Origin of the sequence: Sphingomonas faeni, from assembly GCF_024273235.1 — a bacterium.
Lineage (GTDB): Bacteria > Pseudomonadota > Alphaproteobacteria > Sphingomonadales > Sphingomonadaceae > Sphingomonas > Sphingomonas faeni_A.
On sequence record NZ_JANBVH010000033.1, the window covers coordinates 14050 to 35511 of the forward strand.

Here is a 21462-nt window from a genome sequence, read left to right on the forward strand (position 1 = left end):
CTTAAAACAATCCCTCGATCAGCCCTTCGTCGTTGAGCCGGATCGCCTCCGCCGCGGGCACGCGGGGGAGGCCCGGCATGGTCATGATCTCTCCGCAGATCGCGACGACGAACCCGGCACCGGCGGCGAGGCGGACTTCGCGGACGGGGACGATGTGGCCGGTCGGCGCGCCGAGCAAAGCCGGGTCGGTCGAGAAGCTGTACTGGGTCTTGGCGAGGCAGACGGGCAGGTGACCATAGCCCGCATCCTCCCAGCGCCTGAGTTGCGCCAACACGCTCGGCTCGGCAACCGCATGCTCCGCGCGATAAATCCGCCGGGCGACGGTGTCGATCTTGTCGAACAGCGAGAGTTCGTCGCCATAGATCGGCGCGAATCCACCGCCATGCGTCTCGCAGATCTCGGCAACCGCATCGGCCAACTCGACCGCGCCTGCGCCACCCTCGGCCCAATGCCGGCAGAGGATCGCGCGCGAGCCGTGCTGGGCTGCGGCCTCCTGGATCGCGGCGATCTCGGCATCGCTGTCGGTGTAGAAATGGTTGATCGCGACGATCGCGGGGACGCCGAACTGGCGGATGTTCTCGATGTGGCGGACGAGGTTGACCGCACCCTTGCGGACCGCATCGACGTTCTCGTGCGCGAGGTCGGCCTTTGCCACGCCACCGTTCATCTTGAGTGCGCGCGCGGTGGCGACGATCACGACCGCGTCGGGGGCGAGCCCCGCTTGGCGGCACTTGATGTCGAAGAACTTTTCCGCGCCTAGGTCCGCGCCGAAGCCGGCTTCGGTGACGACGTAATCGCCGAGCGACAGGGCGGCTCGCGTCGCGATTACCGAGTTGCAGCCATGCGCGATGTTGGCGAACGGGCCGCCGTGGAGGAACGCTGGCGTGCCTTCGAGCGACTGGACGAGGTTGGGCTTGATCGCCTCCGCCAGCAGCACCGCCATCGCGCCGTCGGCCTTGAGGTCGCGCGCGGTGATCGGCTTGCGGTCGCGGGTGTAGGCGACGACGATATCGCCAAGCCTGCGCTCCATGTCGGCGAGGTCGTCGGCGAGACACAGGATCGCCATCACTTCGGAGGCGACAGTGATGTCGAAGCCCGATTCGCGCGGATAGCCATTGGCGACGCCACCGATCGACTGGACGATGTCGCGCAGCGCGCGGTCGTTCATGTCGAGGACGCGGCGCCAGACCACGCGGCGGACGTCGATCTGGAGCGCGTTGCCCCAGTGGATATGATTGTCGATCATCGCCGCGAGCAGATTGTGCGCGGTCGTGATGGCGTGGAAATCGCCGGTGAAGTGGAGGTTGATGTCCTCCATCGGCGCGACCTGCGCGCGGCCGCCGCCTGTCGCGCCACCCTTGGTGCCGAAGCAGGGCCCGAGCGACGGTTCGCGGAGCGCGAGGACCGCCTTGCGGCCGGTGTGGCGCAGCGCGTCGGCGAGGCCGATCGAGGTGGTCGTTTTGCCCTCGCCCGCGGGGGTGGGGTTGATCGCGGTGACGAGGATCAGGCGACCTTTCGCGCTCGTTTTACGCGTTTCGAGCCAGTCGAGCGCGATCTTCGCCTTGTAGCGACCATAGGGCTCGATCGCCGCGTCGGGGATGCCGAGGCCGTCCGCGATGGTGGCGATGGGGCGCAGCGCGACGCTGCGGGCGATGGCGATATCGGTGTCCATGCGGGCGTGCGTAGCGGGGGCGGGGGCGGGGTGCCAGATGGTTTCTGGCGCGGGGGAGATGTGGAACTCCCCTCCCTGGAAGGGAGGGGCAGGCGGTGGGTCGGCCCGATTTGGCCACCGTCCCGGCCCGAGAAACCGACCCACCCCCGACCCCTCCCTTCCAGGGAGGGGGGAAGGTTGGCATCTCGCCGAAGAGAACCGCTGGCTGGTTGGTCCGAGGTTACGGGCCAGCGGCGGTACTCTTTAGAGCGCCGCGGCTAAGCCGCCCTTCGACTGCCTGCGAAGGCAGGCGCTCAGGACAGGCTAGTCGGACGGGGCTGCTAGCCCCGCCGGCCGGGTGTGATGCGGGCGCGGCGGAGCTTGCGCTCCGCCTGCTGCATCACGCCATTACGCCGCGAACTGGTTCATCGTATTATGCGCGCCCCCGGCCTTCAGCGCGGCCTCGCCAGCGAAATACTCCTTGTGGTCGTCGCCGAGATCCGAGCCGGACATGTTCTGATGCTTGACGCAGGCGATACCCTCGCGGATTTCCTTGCGCTGGACGCCCTTCACATAGCCGAGCATCCCGGCATCGCCGAAATACTCCTTGGCGAGATTGTCGGTCGACAGCGCCGCCGTGTGGTAGGTCGGCAGCGTGATCAGGTGATGGAAAATCCCTGCGCGCCTGGCCGAATCCGCCTGGAAGGTGCGGATGCGTTCGTCGGCTTCTTCGGCCAGCGCGGTGCCATCATAATCGACGCTCATCAGCCGCGCGCGATCATAGGCGGAGACGTCCTTGCCCTCTTCGGTCCAGGCGTCGAACACCTGCTGGCGGAAGTTCAGCGTCCAGTTGAAGCTCGGCGAGTTGTTGTAGACGAGCTTTGCGTTCGGCACGACCTCGCGGATGCGATCGACCATGCCGGCGATCTGTTCGATGTGCGGCTTCTCGGTCTCGATCCAGAGCAGGTCGGCGCCGTTCTGAAGCGAGGCGATGCAGTCCATCACGCAGCGATCCTCGCCGGTGCCGGCGCGGAACTGGAACAGGTTGGAGGGCAGGCGCTTCGGGCGGAGCAGCTTGCCGTCGCGGTTGAGGATGACGTCGCCGTTCCGTGCGGTCGTGGGATCGATCTCCTCGCAGTCGAGGTAGGAATTATACTGGTCGCCCAGATCGCCCGGCTCCTTGCTGACCGCGATCTGCTTGGTGAGGCCGGCGCCGAGCGAGTCGGTGCGCGTCACGATGATGCCGTCCTCGACGCCGAGTTCGAGGAACGCGTAGCGGCACGCGCGGACCTTCGCGAGGAAGTCCTCGTGCGGGACGGTGACCTTGCCGTCCTGATGGCCGCACTGCTTCTCGTCGCTGACCTGGTTCTCGATCTGGAGCGCGCAGGCCCCCGCCTCGATCATTTTCCGCGCGAGGAGGTATGTGGCTTCAGCATTGCCGAAGCCTGCGTCTATGTCGGCGATGATCGGCACGACGTGCGTCTGATGGTTCTCCATCGCATTGAGCAGGCGCTGTTCCTCGATCGCATTGCCGGCAGCGCGGGCCGCATCGACCTCGCGGAACATCATGCCGAGCTCGCGTGCGTCGGCCTGGCGGAGGAAGGTGTAGAGCTCCTCGATCAACGCGGGGACGCTGGTCTTCTCGTGCATCGACTGATCGGGCAGCGGGCCGAACTCGCTGCGCATCGCCGCCACCATCCAGCCCGAGAGGTAGAGGTAGCGCCGGTCGGTCGTGCCGAAATGCTTCTTGATGCTGATCATCTTCTGCTGCGCGATGAAACCGTGCCAGCAGCCGAGCGACTGGGTGTAGTTGGCCGGATCGGCGTCGTAGGCGGCCATGTCCTTGCGCATGATCGCGGCGGTGTAGCGGGCGATTTCGAGCCCCGTGGCGAAGCGGTTCTGGAGCCGCATGCGCGCGACCGATTCGGGTGAGATCGCGTCCCAGGTGCCGTTCTGGTCGGCAATGAGGTTCGAGATTTGGGCGATGTGGGTCTGGTAGGTCACGGGCGATCCTTCGCTGCTGCGTTGATCGTCGTGTAGGGTTGTTGACAGGGTTTTTACGGGGAATACCGCGCGGCGGCGGGTGTTGGTGTCGGTTGCTGGGGTGCGTCGAGTGTCGGGTTGTGAAGAATGTTACACGCTCAACGCTGTTCTCCCGCGTACGCGGGAGTCCAGGAGCCACACGCCGTTCGCTGAGTAACCCTGGGCCCCCGCTTTCGCGGGGGAACAGCTACGTCGCTGTCCTTCTCGGGGGCGTCAGTCCGCTTCGGTCAGCCGGTCGGTGGAGACTAGTGCCACGAGCGGCTCCGCCAGCGCCGTTTCACCAAGCGATGCCAGCACTGCCGCCGCTAGCGCGTCCAGTCCGTACGGCTTCTCCAGCATGATTGCGTCGGTTTCGTCGGCGACCGATGCCGTATCCCCAGTCGCGAAGACAATGCCGACCCCCGGCCTGAGCGCCCGTGCCGTGCGCGCGAAATCCGGTCCGGACACGCCCGGCAGGTTCACATCCGTCACCAGCGCATCGATCGGCACGGTCTGGAGCGCGGTCATCGCGTCCTCCGCGCTCGCGGCGTCGACGACGACGAAGCCGCTACCCTGCAACATTTCGGCGGTGTTGGCGCGGATCAGCGCGTCGTCCTCGACCAGCAGGACGGTGCGGCGGGCGGGGGTGTCGAGGCGGCGCTCGGCGTCGATCCGTGCATCGCGCGCGGCCTTCGCGGTGGGGCTGCCCGCACGCTGGCGGTTGGCAAGTACCTGACGGAACTTCCGCGCCAAGGCCTCGCGCGTGTACGGCTTCGACAGCAGGTCGAGGCCGGCATCGAGCTTGCCGCCATGGACGATCGAGTTCTCGGTATAGCCCGACGTGAACAGCACCGCGAGATCGGGCAGGCGCTCCTTGGCTTTCCGCGCGAGTTCGGGGCTTTTCAAGGTGCCGGGCATCACGACGTCGGTGAATAGGATATCGATCGGCACCCCGCTCTCGACCACGTTGAGCGCGCTGGCCGCGTCGACCGCCTTCAGCACGCTGTAGCCGAGATCGGTGAGCAGCTCGACGACGGTACCGCGCACCTCGTCATCGTCCTCGACCACCAGCACGGTCTCCGTGCCGCCGGAGATCGGACTGGCATCGGCGACGACTTCGAAATCCTCGCTCTCCATCGCACGCGGCAGATAGAGCTTGATCGTGGTGCCTTCGCCCACTTCCGAATAGATCTTCACATGGCCGCCGGACTGTTTGACGAAGCCATAGACCATCGACAGGCCGAGGCCGGAGCCCTTACCCTCGCTCTTGGTCGAGAAGAACGGTTCGAAGACCTTCTCGATGATCTCCGGGCTCATGCCGGTGCCGGTGTCGGACACGGCGAGCATGACATATTGGCCGGCTTCGACCTCGTCATGGCCCTGCGCGTAGCTGTCATCCAGGTGCGCGTTGCCGAGTTCGATCGTCAGCTTGCCCTGGCCCTCCATCGCATCGCGCGCATTGATCGCGAGGTTGAGCAGCGCGTTCTCGATCTGCGCGGGGTCGATGAAGGTGTTCCACAGGCCACCGCCGACGACGGTCTCGATCTCGACGCCTTCGCCGATCGCGCGGCGCAGCATGTCGTCCATCCCGCGCACAAATCTGGTGACGTTGACGACCTTGGGCTCGAGCGCCTGGCGACGCCCGAACGCGAGCAGCTGCGCGGCGAGCTTCGATCCGCGCGTGACGCCGGCCATCGCGTTGGCGACCCAGCGTTCGGCGCGCTCATTGCCTTCGAGATTCTTGCTGAGCAGCTGGAGATTGCCCGAGACGACCTGAAGCAGGTTGTTGAAGTCGTGCGCGACGCCGCCGGTGAGCTTGCCGACGGTCTCCATCTTCTGGGATTGGGCGAGCTTGGCCTCGGCCTGGCGGCGCTCGTCGATCTCGCGGATGACGCGCGCTTCGAGTGTTTCGTTGAGCTGGCGGAGCTGATCCTCGGCGCGCTCGCGGTGGCGGACCTGGCGGGCGAGTGCCTCGGCCTGATCGCGCAAGGCGGCTTCGGCAGCGCGCTGGTGCGTGATGTCGGTGTGAACGCCGACCCATTCGAGCACCTCGCCGGCCTCGTCGAGGATCGGCAGGCCGCGCACCGCAAACGTGCGCCACGTGCCGCAATGGCGGCGGACGCGGTGTTCGAACACGAACATCGACTTGCTGAGGACGGCGGCAGTCCACGCCTTGATCGTCGAGGCGACGTCGTCGGGATGGATCGCGTCGGCCCAGCCGAAATTCTGGTATTCGTCGATCGACTGGCCGGTGAGCGTCGCCCAGCCGGGCTGCTCGCCGATCATCCGGCCGTCCGGGCTGTTGGTCCAGAGCACGCCGTGGACCGCGTCCATCGCGGTGCGGAAGCGGCCGTTGCTGATGCCGAGTTCGGCCTCGCGTTCGGCACGCTCCTCGACGTCGATGCCGAGCACGTAGATGCCGGGGATCGAGCCGTCCGCGGCGGTGTGGGGCACGTAGCGGAACTCGGCGCGGCGGGGGCGCCCGTCGCGGTGCGGAAAGACGGTCTGCGCGATGAAGCTCTCGCCCGCCAGCGCGCGATCGAACGAGGGGCGACGATCCTGATAGACCGTGTCGCCCAGCACCTCGCGGACGGGCTTGCCGATCATCGCCTCGGGCGCGACGCCGAGCCACTCCTCATACTGCGCGTTGGCGAGGCGATAGACATGGTCTCGGTCGACGTATGAGATCAGCATCGGCACGGCGTCGGTGACGCGGCGCAGTTCGGCTTCGCTGGCGGCGAGACGGTGCTCGGCTTCGACGCGGCCGCTATTGTCGACCATCGTGCACAGGACGCCGCCGACCGTGCCCCCGGCGCAGTAGACCGGCGTGTAGAACAGGTCGAGCGTCAGCAGTTCGGGACCGTCGTGGCGCTGGAACAGGATCGGCTGGTCGCGATAGGCGATAGTCTCGCCGCGGAAGCCCGCTTCGAGAACGGTGCGGTTCCAGTCCCAGACCTCGGGGAACGCGGTCGCGACGGGGCTGCCGAGTGCGGCGGGGTGGCGATCGCCGGCGACGGCGCGGTAGCTGTCGTTGTAGAGCATGATGTGCTCGGGGCCCCACATCACGACCTTGGCGACCGGCGAGTTGAGGATGTTGGCGAGCGTGACGCGAAGCTCGGCGGGCCACGAGTCGATCGGGCCGAGCGCGGTCGCGGCCCAGTCGCGCTGGCGGACCAGCATGCCGCATTCGCCGCCGCCGATCAGGATTTCGGTCGGCTTCTGCAGGGCGTCACGCTCGCGCATCTGCTCGAGCGCGGTGCGGATGATCGCGGTAGCGTCGCCGTGGCCGGCGGCGGCGAGATCGTCGATGTAGCTGCCGAGGTCGGAGGGCAGGGATATTGTGCGCGACGAGAGGAGCGACGAGCCTGGGTTTGTCATCCCGGACTAGTGGGTTTGTGGGGCACGCGTGTCAATGAATACGCGTGGTTAGGGGGGGGGGGGTGCAGGTTACGTGCCACCACGACTCTCAAACCACCCCGGCGGAGGCCGGGGCCCAATTGGAAGGGTGGCAATAACGAAGGACAGTGCTCCGTTAGCGATGTCCCCCAATTGGGCCCCGGCCTTCGCCGGGGTGGTGGCTTCTGGGGTGAGGTAAAGCATGTTTCTCCGCGAAGGCGGGGATCCAGTCTGGACTCCCGCCTTCGCGGGAGAACAAGAGGGCGCTGTCGCCAGATAGCATCCCTCTTGTTAGCAACCTCCCGGGCCGATCAGCCCTCGGTACGCGGCAGGCCCAGCGGGTTGCCGTGCTTGACCGCCTTGGGCAGCAGTGCGTCCGGCAGGTCCTGATAGCAGACCGGGCGCAGGAAGCGCTCGATCGCCGCGGTGCCGACCGAAGTCGTGCGCGGGTCCGACGTTGCCGGGAAGGGACCGCCATGCACCATCGCCGGCGCAACCTCGACACCGGTCGGCCAGCCGTTCGCGAGGATGCGACCCGCCTTGCGCTCCAGCACCGGCAGCAGCGCCGCGGCGTCGGCATGATCGCCCTCGTCGATCTGCAACGTGATCGTCAGCTGACCCTCGATCTTCTCGAGAACCTCGCGGACCTCGGCGAGATCGGTGCAGCGAACGATGATCGAGGTAGCCCCGAACACTTCGTGCGACAGCGCGGGGTCGGCGACGAACGCCTTGCCCGTGGTCGAGAACAATGCCGCACGACCGCGGTTCGCGCCCTCGGCCTCGGTGCCGCGGGCGAGCGTCTCGACCGCATCGTGACCGGCCAGCGCCGACACGCCCTGCTCATAGCTGGCGTGGATGCCAGGCGTCAGCATCACCTGCGGCGCGGCCTCGCCCAAGGCGGCGGCAGCGGCCGTCACGAAGGTGTCGAGGTCCGGACCGTCGACCGCAACGACGATGCCGGGGTTGGTGCAGAACTGGCCCGAGCCCATCGTCAGCGACCCGACATACGCCTTGCCGAGCGCCTCGCCGCGTGCCGCGAGCGCGGCCGGGAACAGGATGACCGGGTTGATGCTGCTCATCTCGGCATAGACCGGGATCGGCTCGGGGCGCGCCGCGGCGAGCGCGACCAGCGCAAGGCCACCGCCACGCGAGCCGGTGAAACCGACCGCCTTGATCCGTGGGTCGGTGACGAGCGCGGCGCCGAGTTCGTTCGCCGGGCCCTGGACCAGCGAGAACACGCCCTCGGGCAGGCCGCACTTGGCGACCGCGGCCTGGATCGCCTTGCCGACCATCACCGACGTGCCGGGATGCGCGGGGTGGCCCTTGACCACGACCGGGCAACCGGCGGCGAGCGCGGAGGCGGTGTCGCCGCCCGCAACCGAGAAGGCGAGCGGGAAGTTCGACGCACCGAATACCGCGACCGGACCGACCGCGATGCGACGCTGGCGCAGGTCGGAGCGCGGCATCGGCTTACGATCGGGCTGCGCGTGGTCGATCACGACCGAGGCCCAGGTCCCGGCGCGCAGATGCTTGGCGAACAGGCGAAGCTGGCCGGTGGTACGACCGCGCTCACCCTCGAGACGCGGGCGGGGCAGGCCGCTTTCCTGGATCGCACGCGCGACCAGCGGCTCGTGGATCGCCTCGATCTCGTCGGCGATCGTCTCGAGGAACACGGCGCGCGCCTCCGGGTCGATCTCGCGAAAAATGTCGAAGGCGGCCTCGGCGAGCTTGCAGGCCTCGGCGACATCGGCCTCGCTCGACACCGCGAAGGCGGGCTCGATCTTGGCGTCGGTCGAGGGGTCGATCGCGAGGAAGGTGACGTCGCTGCTTACGGCGCGTGCGCCGATCGGGAAGGTGCCGTCCATGTCAGTTCTCCAAATTCAATCGAGATACGCGCCGGCCGGATGGGCGATGCGCGGGGAAATCGGTGTGCAGGTGAGCGCAGGCAGACAGCGTCGCGGCGTCACCCTGATTACGAACGTCCGATGTGGGGCGGATGCGCGCCAGGTTCCAGACCGCAACATTACACGCCGCCATGACACGCCGCCGTGTTCCTGACATCGCCGGGATCGCGGAACGGATCATAGCCGGGCGAGAGGCAGCATCACAGCGACGCGCTTGTACGGAGCGGAGGATCGGATCGTGTTTCACGCTTTTCTCTCCTTCCGCCAAATCGCTGTCGCCTTGGAGGCCCGGTTTGGACCGACGTCCGACGCCGTTCCCAAATAGCACCGAGCCGCAACTCGATTGTCGGACTAATGTTGGGAGCGATAACACGCAAGCTTCAACCGCACGCTCGACCGCACGCTCGACCGCACGCTCAACCGATGTCTCGTGATGTACTCCGAGCATACGACTATAACCGACGATTGCGTGCTGATAATATTGCAATCAGCTGCTAAAAAGCCGCCATGAGCCTCGTCACGCGCAAGCCGCGCACCACTTCGGGCCGCAGAAGCGGCGCACCCACCATCTCCGATGTCGCGGTTCTCGCAGGCGTTTCGCCGATGACCGTATCGCGCGTCATCAACGGCGAAGCCAAGGTTCGAGACGCGACCCGCGAGGCGGTGAATGCCGCGATCGAGACGCTCCGCTACGCGCCCAACCGCGCCGCGCGCAGCCTGGCTGGCGGGGGGCAAATGCGGATCGGACTGCTCTATAGCAACCCGAGCGCGGCGTATCTGAGCGAGTTCCTGGTCGGCAGCCTCGAACAGGCGAGTCGCAGCGACGTGCAGCTGGTCGTCGAGAAATGCGATATTGGCGATCACGAGATCGAAGTGGCGCGACACATGATCGACAGCGGCATCGACGGCGTGATCCTGCCGCCGCCGCTCTGCGATTCGCGGGCCGTGCTGGACGTCCTCACCGAAGCGGGCGTGCCGACCGTCGTCGTGGCCACCGGATCGCCGCCGAGCGGATCGGCCGCCGTCACGATCGACGACTTCGAGGCGGCCCGCGCCATGACCCATCATCTTGTGAAACTGGGGCATTCGCGGATCGGGTTCATCATCGGCAACCCGAACCAGACCGCGAGTCGCCTGCGGCACGAAGGGTATCTCGCGGCGATCGCCGACGCGGGGCTGGTGCCGGACGAGTCGCTCGTCGTCGGTGGGTTGTTCACCTATCGATCCGGGCTGGACGGTGCGGAGCAACTGCTCGACGCGAAGGACCCGCCCACCGCGATTTTCGCGAGCAACGACGATATGGCGGCGGCGAGCGTGGCGGTGGCGCATCGCCGCGGGCTCGACGTACCGGGCGACCTGACAGTGTGCGGGTTCGACGACAGCGCGCTCGCGACGACGATCTGGCCTGAACTGACGACGATTCACCAGCCCATCGCCGACATGTCGCGCGCGGCGGTCGAGCTGCTGGTCGCGGCGATCTCCCATCGTCGCGGCGGGGGAGCGGACGCGAACGGTCATGTCGTGCTCGACTATACGTTGGTGCGGCGACAGTCGGATGCCGCGCCGCGTCGCAGGCCGCCGTCGCGCTCTATTATCTAAATTATCTAGGGCATCCCCGAGCTTGACCGATGGCGGACCGTCGCGGTAGCGCTCCCATTCAATAATCGTTGCGTTCAGGAGAGTTTGCAGTGGACCGTGTACCGGTGAAGCCGTTCCGATCGCGCGACTGGTTCGCCGATCCCGCCCGCTCGGACATGACCGCGCTCTATCTCGAACGCTTCATGAATTACGGGCTGACCCCAGCGGAGCTGCGTTCGGGCCGACCGATCATCGGCATCGCGCAGTCGGGTAGCGACCTGAGCCCTTGCAACCGCATCCATCTCGAACTCGCCAAGCGGACGCGGGACGGGATTCGCGACGCGGGCGGCATCGCAATGGAGTTTCCGGTCCATCCGATCTTCGAGAATTGCCGACGGCCGACCGCGGCGCTCGATCGTAACCTGGCGTATCTGGGGCTGGTCGAGACGCTGTACGGCTATCCGATCGACGCGGTGGTGCTGACCACGGGTTGCGACAAGACCACGCCGTCGGGAATCATGGCGGCATCGACCGTCGATATCCCGGCGATCGTGCTGTCGGGCGGGCCGATGCTCGATGGCTGGCATGATGGCGAGCTGGTCGGCTCGGGCACCGTGATCTGGCGCAGCCGGCGCAAGCTGGCGGCGGGCGAGATCGACGAGGAGGAGTTCCTCAACCGCGCCACCGACAGCGCGCCGTCGGCCGGGCATTGCAACACGATGGGCACGGCATCGACGATGAACGCGGTCGCCGAAGCCTTGGGGCTGTCGTTGACGGGTTGCGCGGCGATCCCGGCGCCGTACCGCGAGCGCGGGCAGATGGCGTACGAGACCGGTCGGCGGATCGTCGAGATGGCGTATGAGGACCTGCGCCCGTCGAAGATCCTAACGCGCGAGAGCTTCCTGAATGCGATCCGCGTGGTGAGCGCGATCGGCGGATCGAGCAACGCGCAGCCGCATATCATGGCGATGGCGCAGCATGCCGGCGTGACGCTGTATCCGGAGGACTGGTCGGATCACGGCTACGACCTGCCGTTGCTGGTCAACATGCAGCCGGCGGGAAAGTATCTCGGCGAGCGGTTCCACCGCGCAGGCGGCGTGCCCGCGGTGCTGCACGAGCTGATCGCGGGCGGGAAGCTCGACACCACTTGTTTGACCGTCACGGGGCGGTCGATCGGTGAGAACATCGCCGGGCGCGAGACGCGCGACCGCGAGATGATCAAGCCGTTCGACGCGCCGATGATGGAGCGCGCGGGCTTCCTGGTGCTGAAGGGCAATCTGTTCGATTTCGGGATCATGAAGACGTCGGTGATTTCGCCAGCGTTCCGCGAGCGGTATCTGTCGACGCCCGGGGCCGAGGATCGGTTCGAGGCACGCGCGATCGTGTTCGAGGGGTCGGACGATTATCACCACCGGATCAACGATCCCGCGCTCGATATCGACGAGGGCTGCATTCTGGTGATCCGCGGCGCGGGGCCGATCGGCTGGCCGGGCTCGGCGGAAGTCGTCAACATGCAGCCACCCGACGCGCTGATCCAGCGCGGCGTGCTGGCGCTGCCGACGCTCGGCGACGGGCGGCAGTCCGGGACGTCGGACAGTCCGTCGATCCTGAATGTCTCGCCGGAAAGCGCGGTCGGCGGCGGTCTGTCGTGGATCCGGACGGGCGACGTGGTGCGGATCGATCTGGTTGCCGGCACTTGCGATGCGCTGGTGCCCGATGACGAGATCGCGCGTCGCAAGGGCGAGGGGCTTCCACCGGTGCCCGAGAGCAATACGCCCTGGGAGGAATTGTACCGGGAGAAGACCGGGCAGCTCGCCGAGGGCGGCGTGCTCGACTTCGCGGTCAAGTATCGCGGGATCTCGGTGAAGACGCCTCGGCATAATCACTGAGGTTCGGGGGGCGGGGCCTAGTGTATCGCCTTTCGTTATATGCCTGATCGCTGCCTCGCGAAGGTGGGGATTACAACCGCGAGAGCTGCGATGCGTTGGCAGGGGCCCGCCAATATGGTTTCCCGCCGCCGCGGGAATGACGGAAGAAGTCACGAGGTTCCGCGCCGCTGCGGAGGATCTCAGCCCCTCGTACCGTCACGCTATCGACGAACGCTCGTCCTGAACGCGTCCTTCCCTACACACCGTCATCCCAGCGAAAGCTGGGATCTCATCGTGGTGCGAGTGTCACGTGCCACGTGAAATACCCCAGCTTTCGCTGGGGTGACGGGGAGGGGGGAGGGGAAAGGGTGAGGTGGATCGGCGTCTGGCGCACGGTATCGTGGACGGGAATGATCCCTCAGGAGCACCTCCCCGGCGGAGGCCGGGGTCCAGTTGGGGACGCTGCCGACGGAGGAAAGCGCCCGTTACTTCGGCCTTTCCAACTGGGCCCCGGCCTTCGCCGAGGTAGTGCATGAGGGGCAGCATGTCATTGGCTGCACGATCTATTCAGAACCAAGTCTAGCTTCGCCATGACCCATCGGACCTGGCCGGACCGCGACCCAAGCCGCGGTCCGGCGGCAATCGATCAGCCCAACATGTCCTCGAGCTCGCGACCGCGGGTTTCGTTGACCATCTTCCAGACGAAGAAGAACGAGACGAATGCGGACACGGCGTAGAAGCCGTAGGTGAGCGACAGGCCGAGCGAGATCGCCATCGTCGGGAAGCTGACCGAGATCGCGAAGTTGGCGAACCATTGCGCGAAGCCGGCGACCGCCAGACCCGAACCGCGGATCTGAGTCGGGAACATCTCGCCGAGCATCACCCACATGATCGGGCCCCAGCTCAGGTTGAAGAACACGACATAGGCATTGGCCGCGATCAGCGCGATCAGGCCGTTCTGGTCGGACAGGCGCAACGACCCGTCGACGATGGCGCCGCTGGCGAAGCAGATCGCGACGATCGAGAGCGTCACGGTCATGCCGGCCGAACCGATCAGCAGGAGCGGCTTGCGGCCGATCTTGTCGACCAGCGCGACCGTCAGGAGGCAGGCGATGATCGAGAGCGAACCCGACAGGATGTTGATGAGCAGGGCGTCGCTCTCGCTGAAGCCGACCGACTGCCACAGCACCGAGCCGTAGTAGAACACGATGTTGATGCCGACGAACTGCTGGAAGATTGCGAGGCCGATGCCGGTCCAGACGATCGGACGGATCTTGCCGCTGGCCTTGTCGATCAGGTCCGACAGCTTCGGACGGTGCGCGTCAGCCGATAGCGAGCCGCGGATCTCGGCGACCTTGCGGGTTGCTTCGGCGGTACCGAACAGGCGCGTGAGGACGACGTGCGCTTCGTCGTAGCGGCCCTTGAGGACCAGGAAGCGCGGGCTTTCGGGGATCAAGAACAGCGTGACGAGATAGATCGCGGCGGGGATGACCTGCATCCAGAACATCCAGCGCCAGGCCGGATAATCGAGCCAGAACAAGGCGGTCGAGGAGCCGGCGATGCGCGCGAGATACCAGTTGGCGACGAACGCACCGGTCAGGCCGGTGATGATCATGATCTGCTGCACGCTCGACAGTCGGCCGCGGACGTTTGCGGGGACGACTTCGGAGATGTAGACCGGCGCGAGCACGCTGGCGGCACCGATACCGAGGCCGCCGATGATCCGCGCCAGGACGAACATCGTCGCCGAGGTTGCGGCGCCGGCGCCAAGCGCGCTGACGATGAACAGCACGGCGGCGATCATCATCACGTTGCGGCGACCGAGATTGTCGGCGAGGCGCCCGGCCATGAACGCACCGACCGACGAGCCGATCAGGATCGCCCCGACGGTGAAGCCGGTGCCGAGCGACGACAGCGCGAACGTGCTCTCGAGCCCCGCCTGCGTGCCGTTGATGACCCCCGAGTCATAGCCGAACATGAACCCGCCGATCGTCGCGACGATGACGATCATCGCGATGAGCGCTCGATTTACTTGTGGGACCGAATCTGCCGTTATTGTCATGTGTTTTCCTCTCCGAAGCAACGTTCTGGCGACGTTTGTTGGGTTATAGTGTGATGGGTTCGACAGTGATCCCGGGGACGGTTACGCGGAACGTGAACAGGTTGCCGGCCAGCGGTTGCGCCGCGCGGGCGTCCGCGTCGAGCCCCTTGGCGGCGGTCGTCGCATAGGCGGTGCGCCCATCCGGACCACCGAGCGCGATCTTGGTGATGTTCGCGACCGGAAAATGGACCATGTCGGTGCAGTGGCCATCCGGTGCGAACCGCCTGGCAGCCCAGCCACCGAAGAACCCGACCCACACGCCGCCTTCCGAATCGCAGATCGCGCCATCGGGGTGACCGTCGTCGGGACCGAACGTCAGGAAGATGCGGGGGGCGCCCAGTTCGCCGTCCTCGCCGACCGGCCACGCGTCGATCCGCTTGCCGAGCGTGTCGACGGTGTACAGCGTGCGGCCGTCCGGCGCGATCGCGGGGCCGTTGGTGATCACGACGGGCGGAATGTCCGTCTTGGTCAGTGCACCATCGTGCCAGTGATAGACATGGCCGGTCGTGTCGGCCTCGTCATTGTCCATCGTCCCGAACCAGACGCGCCCCGACGGATCGCGCGCGGCGTCGTTCAGGCGGTTGCCGGGGGTATCGGCGTGGACCGGCGCGACCAGGTCGAAGGCACCGGTCGCCGGATCGAACCGGTGTAGGCCGCCGCGGACGCCTGCGAGAAAGCCGCCATCCTCGACGGGCATGATCCAGCCGACCTGGTCCGGCGCGTCCCACGTATCGAGCGTCGCCGTTTCGGGATCGAACCGGTGAATGCACGGGGCCTTGATGTCGACGAACCACAGGGCGGCGTCGCGTGCGACCCAGATCGGGCCCTCGCCCAATGTCGCGCCGACCGCGTGGACGCTTTCCGCATGGGTTTCGCGGATCATCTCAGCGCCACCCGGCATCGACGAAATAATCGTGACCGGTGCACATCCGCGCATCGTCCGAGGCCAGGAACAGCACCAGCGCCGCGACGTCCGCGGGCTGGACACGGGTCTTGAGACACTGCGCGGCGATGATCTCGGCCTCACCCTCGGGCGTGTACCATTTGAGCTGGCGCGGCGTCTCGACGTTGCCGGGGACGATCGTGTTGACGCGGATGCCGTCGCCGCCGAGATCGCGCGCCATCGCCCGGGTCATGCCCTCGATGCCGGCCTTGGCGGTCTGGTAGATCAGCAGTTCCGGCAGTGCGAGATGCCACGATATCGAGCCGAAATTGAGGATCACGCCACCACCGGCACGCTTCATCGACGGCACCACGGCCTGGCCCGTGAAGAACAGATGGCGAAGGTTCGTCGCCATCCGCTCGTCCCAATAGGCGGGCGTGATCTCGTCGATGGTGTGGCGATCGTCGTTGGCGGCGTTGTTGATCAACACGTCGATCCCGCCGAGGCGTTCCTCGATCGTCGCGACGGTCGTCTTCAGCGCATCGATATCGCGCAGGTCGAGCGGCAGGAAGATCGGCGCGGTCGCTACGTCGGGCGTCAGCGTCTCGATCAGTGCCCGTGCGGCATCCTCGGCCATGTCGACGAACGCGACATGCGCGCCCTGGCGGGCGAACGCCTCGACCAGGCCGGCACCGATCCCCGACGCGCCGCCGGTGATCAGGACGCGTTTGCCGTTGAGGCTGGGATAGATGGCCGTCTGGTCGGCCGTTTGGGTCTTCTGCAACACGCGCTTACGCTCCATGATTCTTTTTCGGGCCGATCAGCCCCCGGCCCGCGAGATTGCGCATGAGGGCGCTGATCCCGTAGTTCCAGGGCGCGGCATCCTTCGACGTCGTCACCGGATTGACCAGCGCGCCGAGCTTCGGGTTCGAGATGGTGACGACATCGCCGACCGCATGCGTGAAGCCGCGGCCGGGCTCGTCGCGATCCTGCGTCGGCGCGAACAACGTGCCCAGGAACAGCGCGAAACCGTCCGGATACTGATGCTCGCTCATGGTCTGGCGGACGAGATCCTCGGGATCGCGGCTGATCTGGTCCATCGAGCTGCTGCCTTCGAGGCGGTAGCCATCGACGCCCTCGATTGTCAGCGCGATCTGCGCGGCGCGGATATCGTCCATGCCATAGGTGTCGTCGAACAACCGAATGAACGGCCCGATCGAGCAGGACGCGTTATTGTCCTTCGCCTTGCCGAGCAGGAGCGCGGAGCGCCCCTCGAAATCGCGTAGATTGACGTCGTTGCCGAGTGCGGCGCCGACGGTCTTGCCGGTGCGATCGACGATCAGCACGACCTCCGGCTCGGGGTTGTTCCAGGTCGAATCGGAGCGGATGCCGATCTCGCCGCCCCAGCCGATCGTCGACAGAGTCGGGCTCTTGGTGAAGATCTCGGCATCGGGGCCGATCGCGACCTCGAGATATTGCGACCACATGCCGTCCTCGATCAGCGCGGCCTTCAGCGCCGCGGCTTCGGGCGAGCCGGGGACGACCGAGCGGATGCTGCCGCCGACACGCTCCTCGAGGCGGGTGCGGACCGAGGCCGCTGCCGATGCGTCGCCGCGAGCCCGCTCCTCGATCACGCGCTCCAGCGCCGAGACGGCGAAGGTGACGCCCGATGCCTTCACGCACTGGAGATCGATCGGGCTCAGCAGGCGCATCGCGGCGTCCGGCAGTGGCGAGAGTTCGAGATCGTCGAGATGGCCGAGGTCGATCCCGAGGCTGGTGTCGAAACTGCCGCCGGCGATCAGATCGGCTACGGTCGGCGCGACCTGCGACATGTCATATACATGGCCACCACGGACGATGACCGGCGTCGGCCCGTCGCCCTGGTCGATTCGGCCCAGCAACGCCGCCTGTTCCCAATCGGCGGGCAAGACCCAGGCCGATGCGAATGCGATCTCCACGATGTAATCCCCTCCAGTTGTTAGCGGTACCGTATGCTTCGTAGCGAAGCCGTCAAGCCCCAGATCGGCCTTCGCGTGACGACGGCAATGTCCGAACGGACTTGCGCGCTACGCCTTTCCACGACATTGATCATACAAATGGCACGCACCGCAATGACGTTGCAAGCATAGATGATGCGGGGAGGGGGCCTTGATGGGCAAGCATGGTAAGTCGAAGGGAACGCTAGCATTCCTGGCGCTTTCGCTTGCGTCCGGGGCCATCGCCGGGGCGCCTGCCAAGAGCGAGTATGTCTGGCGGAACGTCGTCGTGGGGGGCGGCGGGTTCGCACCGGGCATCGTTTTCAGCACGGCCGAACGCGGTCTGGCGTATCTTCGAACCGACATGGGCGGCGCGTATCGCTGGAGCGCGACGACCAAGCGATGGATACCGTTACAGGACGGCAATCCCGTCTCCAGCTATATGGGTGTCGAAAGCGTCGCGGCCGATCCGGTCGATCCCAATATCGTCTATCTCGCGGCCGGCATGTCGTGGCGCGGCGAGGCGACGATCCTGCGCTCGGCCGATCGCGGCGCCAACTGGCTGGTGACGCCCGTGCCGTTCAAGATGGGCGGCAACGAGGATGGCCGCGGGCTCGGCGAGCGGCTGGCGATCGACCCGAACCGGCCGTCCCGGCTGTTGTTCGGATCGCGGCACGACGGCTTGTGGCAAAGCATCGATAGCGGCGCGCATTGGACGAAGGTGGCGACGTTTCCGCTGGCAGGGCTCGGGACACCGACGGTCGCGCGGACCACGCATGGCGGGCTGTCGTTCGTTATGTTCGACAAGGCGCATCCGGGACGGGTGTTCGTCGCGAGCACCGATCCGGGATCGCGCCATCTATTCCGGTCGGACGACGACGGCGCGACCTGGGCTGCGGTAGCGGGCGGGCCTGGGCCGGAGATGCTGCCGGCCAAGGCGGTGCTTGGCTCCGACGGAGTCCTGACGATCAGCTATGCGAACGGGATCGGACCGAGCGGCATCACGCGCGGTGCGGTGTGGCGGTACGATGTCGCGCGGAAGCTCTGGACCGACGTGACCCCGGACAAGCGCGTCGATGCGCCGGTCGGTGGCTATATGGGAATTGCGGTCTCTGCGCAGGATCCGCGGGTCATCGCAGTGAGCACGGTCGATCGCTACAAGCCGGTCGATACGGTGTGGCGGTCGAGCGATGCCGGCGCGCATTGGGACGAACTCTACAAGCGGAGCACGCGCGATGTCGGCGCATCGCCATTCCTGAAGCTCGACGGCGATGCGGCGGATTTCGGCCACTGGATCGCGGGGCTGGCGATCGATCCGTTCGATGCGAACCATGCCGCGTATGTGACCGGCGCGACGCTGTATGCGACCGAAGCGTTCGGCGCGCGCGAGACGATGCCGTGGAAGCCGTGGACCGTGGGGATCGAGCAGACCGCGATCATCACGCTGACCAGTCCCACCGGTGGAGCACCGCTGATCTCGGGATTCGGCGACATTGGCGGGTTTCGCCACGACGATCTTCGCGTGTCGCCGCCAAAGGTGCACACGAACCCGTACCTGACCAACACCAACACGCTCGATTATGCGGGGACGGCACCGCAGATACTCGTCCGCAGCGGCAACACGCATGCGCGCCAGGCACCGGTCACGCTCGCCTGGTCGGGCGATGGCGGCACCAGCTGGCAACCGCTCGTTCCGCCGAGCCGGGGAGAGACCGCCGATCCGGATCGGCTGCCGCCCGAAAAGACCGGTAATGCGCCGATCGTGGTATCCGCGGATGGCGCGACGTTCCTGGTCGGGATGCGGCCGGCGTTGCTGACGCGCGACCGAGGCCGGACTTGGTCCGCCCCTACCGGCCTGCCGATCGAGACGCGGGTAACCGCCGACAAGGTCGATCCTCGCAAATTCTATGCGATCGATACCGGCCGTCATGCGGTGTTGCGCAGCGACGACGGCGGCGCGCGCTTCGCGGTGGTTGGCGGGCGCGGGCTGCCGGCCGATCTCGGCGCGGTTCGGACCACCAACCGGGAACAGCAGAACCCGCTCGTCGCCGTGCCGGGACGGGCCGGCGCGCTATGGTTGAAGGTCGGCGGCGACCTGTACCGGTCGAGCGATGCCGGCGAGCGCTGGACCAAGGCGAATGCCGACCTGTCCGTCGATCTCTACGGCCTCGGCCGCGCGGCACCCGGGGCGAAATATCCCGCGGTCTACGTCATCGGGCGGAAAGATGGCGGGCGGAAAGACGGGATGCGCGGCGTGTGGCGGTCGATCGACGGCGGCGCGAACTGGCAGCGGATCAACGACGACCGGCATCAATGGGGCCTGCGCTTTCGCGTGATCTCCGGCGATCCGAAGACTTTCGGCCGGGTGTACATCGGCACCGACGGGCGGGGGATCGTCTACGGCGACCCCGTTTTTGCCCAACCTGCTTCGACAAAGAAGGATTGATGATGGTTCGTATGAAAAGCGTGCTCGCGGGGCTCGCGCTGTCCGCATCGATGATCGCCGGCATCGCGTCCGCGCAGACCGCCACGGAGATTCCGCGGATCGTCACGAAGAACGGCCGCCACGCGCTGATCGTCGATGGCGCACCGTTCCTGATGCTGGGCGCGCAGGTCAACAACAGCAGCAACTATGCGTCCGCGCTGCCGCAGGTATGGCCGATGCTCGACCGGATCCACGCGAACACCGTCGAGATCCCGATAGCCTGGCAGCAGGTCGAGCCGGTCGAGGGCAAGTTCGACCTGTCGTTCCTACAGGCGCTGCTCGATCAGGCGCGCGCGCACGACAAGCGCGTCGTGCTGCTCTGGTTCGGGACGTGGAAGAACACCGCCGGTAATTATACGCCGGACTGGGTGAAGACGGACAACCGTCGCTTCCCGCGGATGAAGAAGAAGGACGGCACCGACCATTATGTCCATTCGCCGATGTTCCGCTCCACGCTGGAGGCGGACAAGCGTGCATTCGTCGAGGTGCTGAAATATCTGAAGGCGCATGATCCGCAGAACACGGTGATCCTGGTCCAGCCCGAGAACGAAGTCGGCAGCTACGTCTCGCCGCGTGATTACGGTCCGCAGGCGAATGCGGTGTTCGCCAAGCCGGTGCCCGCCGAACTGGCGAAGGCGCTCAAGAAGCCGGTCGGAAGCTGGGCGCAATTGTTCGGCGTGCAGGCGGACCGCGCGTTCAACACCTGGCATACCGCGCGCTACGTCAACGAGATCGCCGCGGCGGGGAAGGCGATCAAGCCGCTGCCGATGTACGTCAACGCGTCGCTCGCCGGCCCGTCGAACGTGCCCGATCCTACCGGTGTCGCGAGCGGCGGGCCGCAGCAGGACGTGCTCGACATCTGGAAGGCGGCAGCGCCTGCGATCGATTTCCAGGCGCCCGATATCTACGACCGCGATGCGGGCCACGTCGCGCTGTACCTGGACGGGTACGCGCGCCCCGACAATGCATTGATGGTGCCGGAGATCGGCAACGCCCCTGAGTTCGCCCGGTTCTTTTATGCGGCGCTAGGGCGTGGCGCGATCGGCTATGCGCCGTTCGGCATGGATGAGACCGGCTATTTCAACTATCCGCTCGGCGCAAAGTCGCTCGACGATGCGACGGTCGATGCGATCGCCCGCAAATACGGAGCATTGTCTGGAATGGCGCGCGACTGGGCGAAGATCGCCTACGAGCATCCGACCTGGGGGGCGGCCAAGCCCGAGGATGGCGCTGCGCAGACGACGACGATGGGCGACTGGTCGATCCGCGCAAGCTTCGGTGAATGGCAGTTCGGCGAGAAGGACTGGACGTGGATCAAGTCGGTTCCGCCCGCCTGGGCGAACGACCCGGTCGGCGGCGTCGCGGTGGCGCAGCTTTCGGCGACCGAGTTTCTCGTCACCGGCGATCATGTCCGCGTGCGATTCGATGCGGCGAAGACCGGTCCGGCGAACGGCATCATGCTGCGCGTGGAGGAGGGGACGATGGTCGACGGCCGCTGGGTGATGAGCCGCGTGTGGAACGGCGACCAGACCGATTACGGCATCAACCTGCTCACGCCGGTCATCCTGAAGGTGACCATGGGCAGCTACAAATAACGA

Annotated in this window: 12 protein-coding genes; 4 read left to right on the forward strand and 8 right to left on the reverse strand. The window is 66.5% G+C overall.

Going from position 1 to position 21462, the window contains the following annotated elements:
- Position 1 precedes the first annotated feature (1 nt).
- The 4 genes from NLI89_RS16215 to NLI89_RS16230 all read right to left on the reverse strand — a co-directional run bounded on the left by NLI89_RS16215 (position 2) and on the right by NLI89_RS16230 (position 8934).
- On the reverse strand, positions 2-1672 hold the full coding sequence (locus NLI89_RS16215) for a formate--tetrahydrofolate ligase (protein WP_254687978.1): 1671 nt from the start codon (positions 1670-1672) through the stop codon (positions 2-4).
- A 387-nt stretch (positions 1673-2059) separates the two neighbouring features.
- Positions 2060-3655, reverse strand: a complete 1596-nt coding sequence (locus NLI89_RS16220) for an isocitrate lyase (RefSeq protein ID WP_254687979.1) — start codon at positions 3653-3655, stop codon at positions 2060-2062.
- A gap of 252 nt (positions 3656-3907) precedes the next feature.
- Positions 3908-7051: a PAS domain-containing protein gene (locus tag NLI89_RS16225; RefSeq protein WP_254687980.1), complete on the reverse strand. Its 3144-nt coding sequence runs from the start codon at positions 7049-7051 to the stop codon at positions 3908-3910.
- A gap of 329 nt (positions 7052-7380) precedes the next feature.
- Complete coding sequence (locus tag NLI89_RS16230) at positions 7381-8934, reverse strand: aldehyde dehydrogenase (NADP(+)) (protein WP_254687981.1); 1554 nt, start codon at positions 8932-8934, stop codon at positions 7381-7383.
- A 546-nt stretch (positions 8935-9480) separates the two neighbouring features.
- On the opposite strand from NLI89_RS16230, the gene NLI89_RS16235 reads away from it, so the two are divergent.
- The gene (locus NLI89_RS16235; RefSeq protein WP_254687982.1) at positions 9481-10572 is read left to right on the forward strand and encodes a LacI family DNA-binding transcriptional regulator; all 1092 of its coding nucleotides are present in this window, start codon (positions 9481-9483) and stop codon (positions 10570-10572) included.
- Positions 10573-10661: 89 nt separating this feature from the next.
- A complete protein-coding gene (locus tag NLI89_RS16240) occupies positions 10662-12440 on the forward strand; it encodes an IlvD/Edd family dehydratase (protein WP_254687983.1) in 1779 nt (592 codons plus the stop codon).
- Positions 12441-13065: 625 nt separating this feature from the next.
- Here NLI89_RS16240 and NLI89_RS16245 read toward each other — a convergent pair.
- From NLI89_RS16245 to NLI89_RS16260, 4 genes are read right to left on the reverse strand one after another with little or no spacing between them, the layout of a single operon-like run.
- A complete protein-coding gene (locus NLI89_RS16245; RefSeq protein WP_254687984.1) occupies positions 13066-14481 on the reverse strand; it encodes a sugar porter family MFS transporter in 1416 nt (471 codons plus the stop codon).
- Positions 14482-14524: 43 nt separating this feature from the next.
- Positions 14525-15403, reverse strand: a complete 879-nt coding sequence (locus tag NLI89_RS16250) for an SMP-30/gluconolactonase/LRE family protein (protein ID WP_254687985.1) — start codon at positions 15401-15403, stop codon at positions 14525-14527.
- 1 nt (position 15404) lies between these two features.
- Entirely contained in the window at positions 15405-16205 is an 801-nt protein-coding gene (locus tag NLI89_RS16255) for an SDR family NAD(P)-dependent oxidoreductase (protein ID WP_254687986.1), read from the reverse strand.
- Positions 16195-17364 (reverse strand): fumarylacetoacetate hydrolase family protein, encoded by a 1170-nt coding sequence (locus NLI89_RS16260; protein WP_439144529.1) that lies wholly within the window; start codon positions 17362-17364, stop codon positions 16195-16197. The genes NLI89_RS16255 and NLI89_RS16260 overlap by 11 nt, the downstream gene beginning before the upstream one ends.
- A 190-nt stretch (positions 17365-17554) precedes the next feature.
- Between NLI89_RS16260 and NLI89_RS16265 the strand changes: the two genes are divergently transcribed.
- Positions 17555-19825 carry a hypothetical protein gene (locus NLI89_RS16265; protein ID WP_254687988.1) on the forward strand — a complete coding sequence of 757 codons (2271 nt, stop codon included), beginning with the start codon at positions 17555-17557 and terminating at the stop codon, positions 19823-19825.
- A gap of 11 nt (positions 19826-19836) precedes the next feature.
- Positions 19837-21459, forward strand: a complete 1623-nt coding sequence (locus NLI89_RS16270; protein WP_254688000.1) for a DUF5597 domain-containing protein — start codon at positions 19837-19839, stop codon at positions 21457-21459.
- Positions 21460-21462: the final 3 nt, after the last annotated feature.

Bases quoted from the DNA above. Each gene is read 5' to 3' on its own strand.
- NLI89_RS16245 (WP_254687984.1), bottom strand. From the start codon at position 14,481: ATGACAATAACGGCAGATTCGGTCCCACAAGTAAATCGAGCGCTCATC.
- NLI89_RS16215 (WP_254687978.1), bottom strand. From the start codon at position 1,672: ATGGACACCGATATCGCCATCGCCCGCAGCGTCGCGCTGCGCCCCATC.
- NLI89_RS16225 (WP_254687980.1), bottom strand. From the start codon at position 7,051: ATGACAAACCCAGGCTCGTCGCTCCTCTCGTCGCGCACAATATCCCTG.
- NLI89_RS16250 (WP_254687985.1), bottom strand. From the start codon at position 15,403: ATGATCCGCGAAACCCATGCGGAAAGCGTCCACGCGGTCGGCGCGACA.
- NLI89_RS16230 (WP_254687981.1), bottom strand. From the start codon at position 8,934: ATGGACGGCACCTTCCCGATCGGCGCACGCGCCGTAAGCAGCGACGTC.
- NLI89_RS16235 (WP_254687982.1), top strand. From the start codon at position 9,481: ATGAGCCTCGTCACGCGCAAGCCGCGCACCACTTCGGGCCGCAGAAGC.
- NLI89_RS16255 (WP_254687986.1), bottom strand. From the start codon at position 16,205: ATGGAGCGTAAGCGCGTGTTGCAGAAGACCCAAACGGCCGACCAGACG.
- NLI89_RS16270 (WP_254688000.1), top strand. From the start codon at position 19,837: ATGAAAAGCGTGCTCGCGGGGCTCGCGCTGTCCGCATCGATGATCGCC.
- NLI89_RS16265 (WP_254687988.1), top strand. From the start codon at position 17,555: ATGGGCAAGCATGGTAAGTCGAAGGGAACGCTAGCATTCCTGGCGCTT.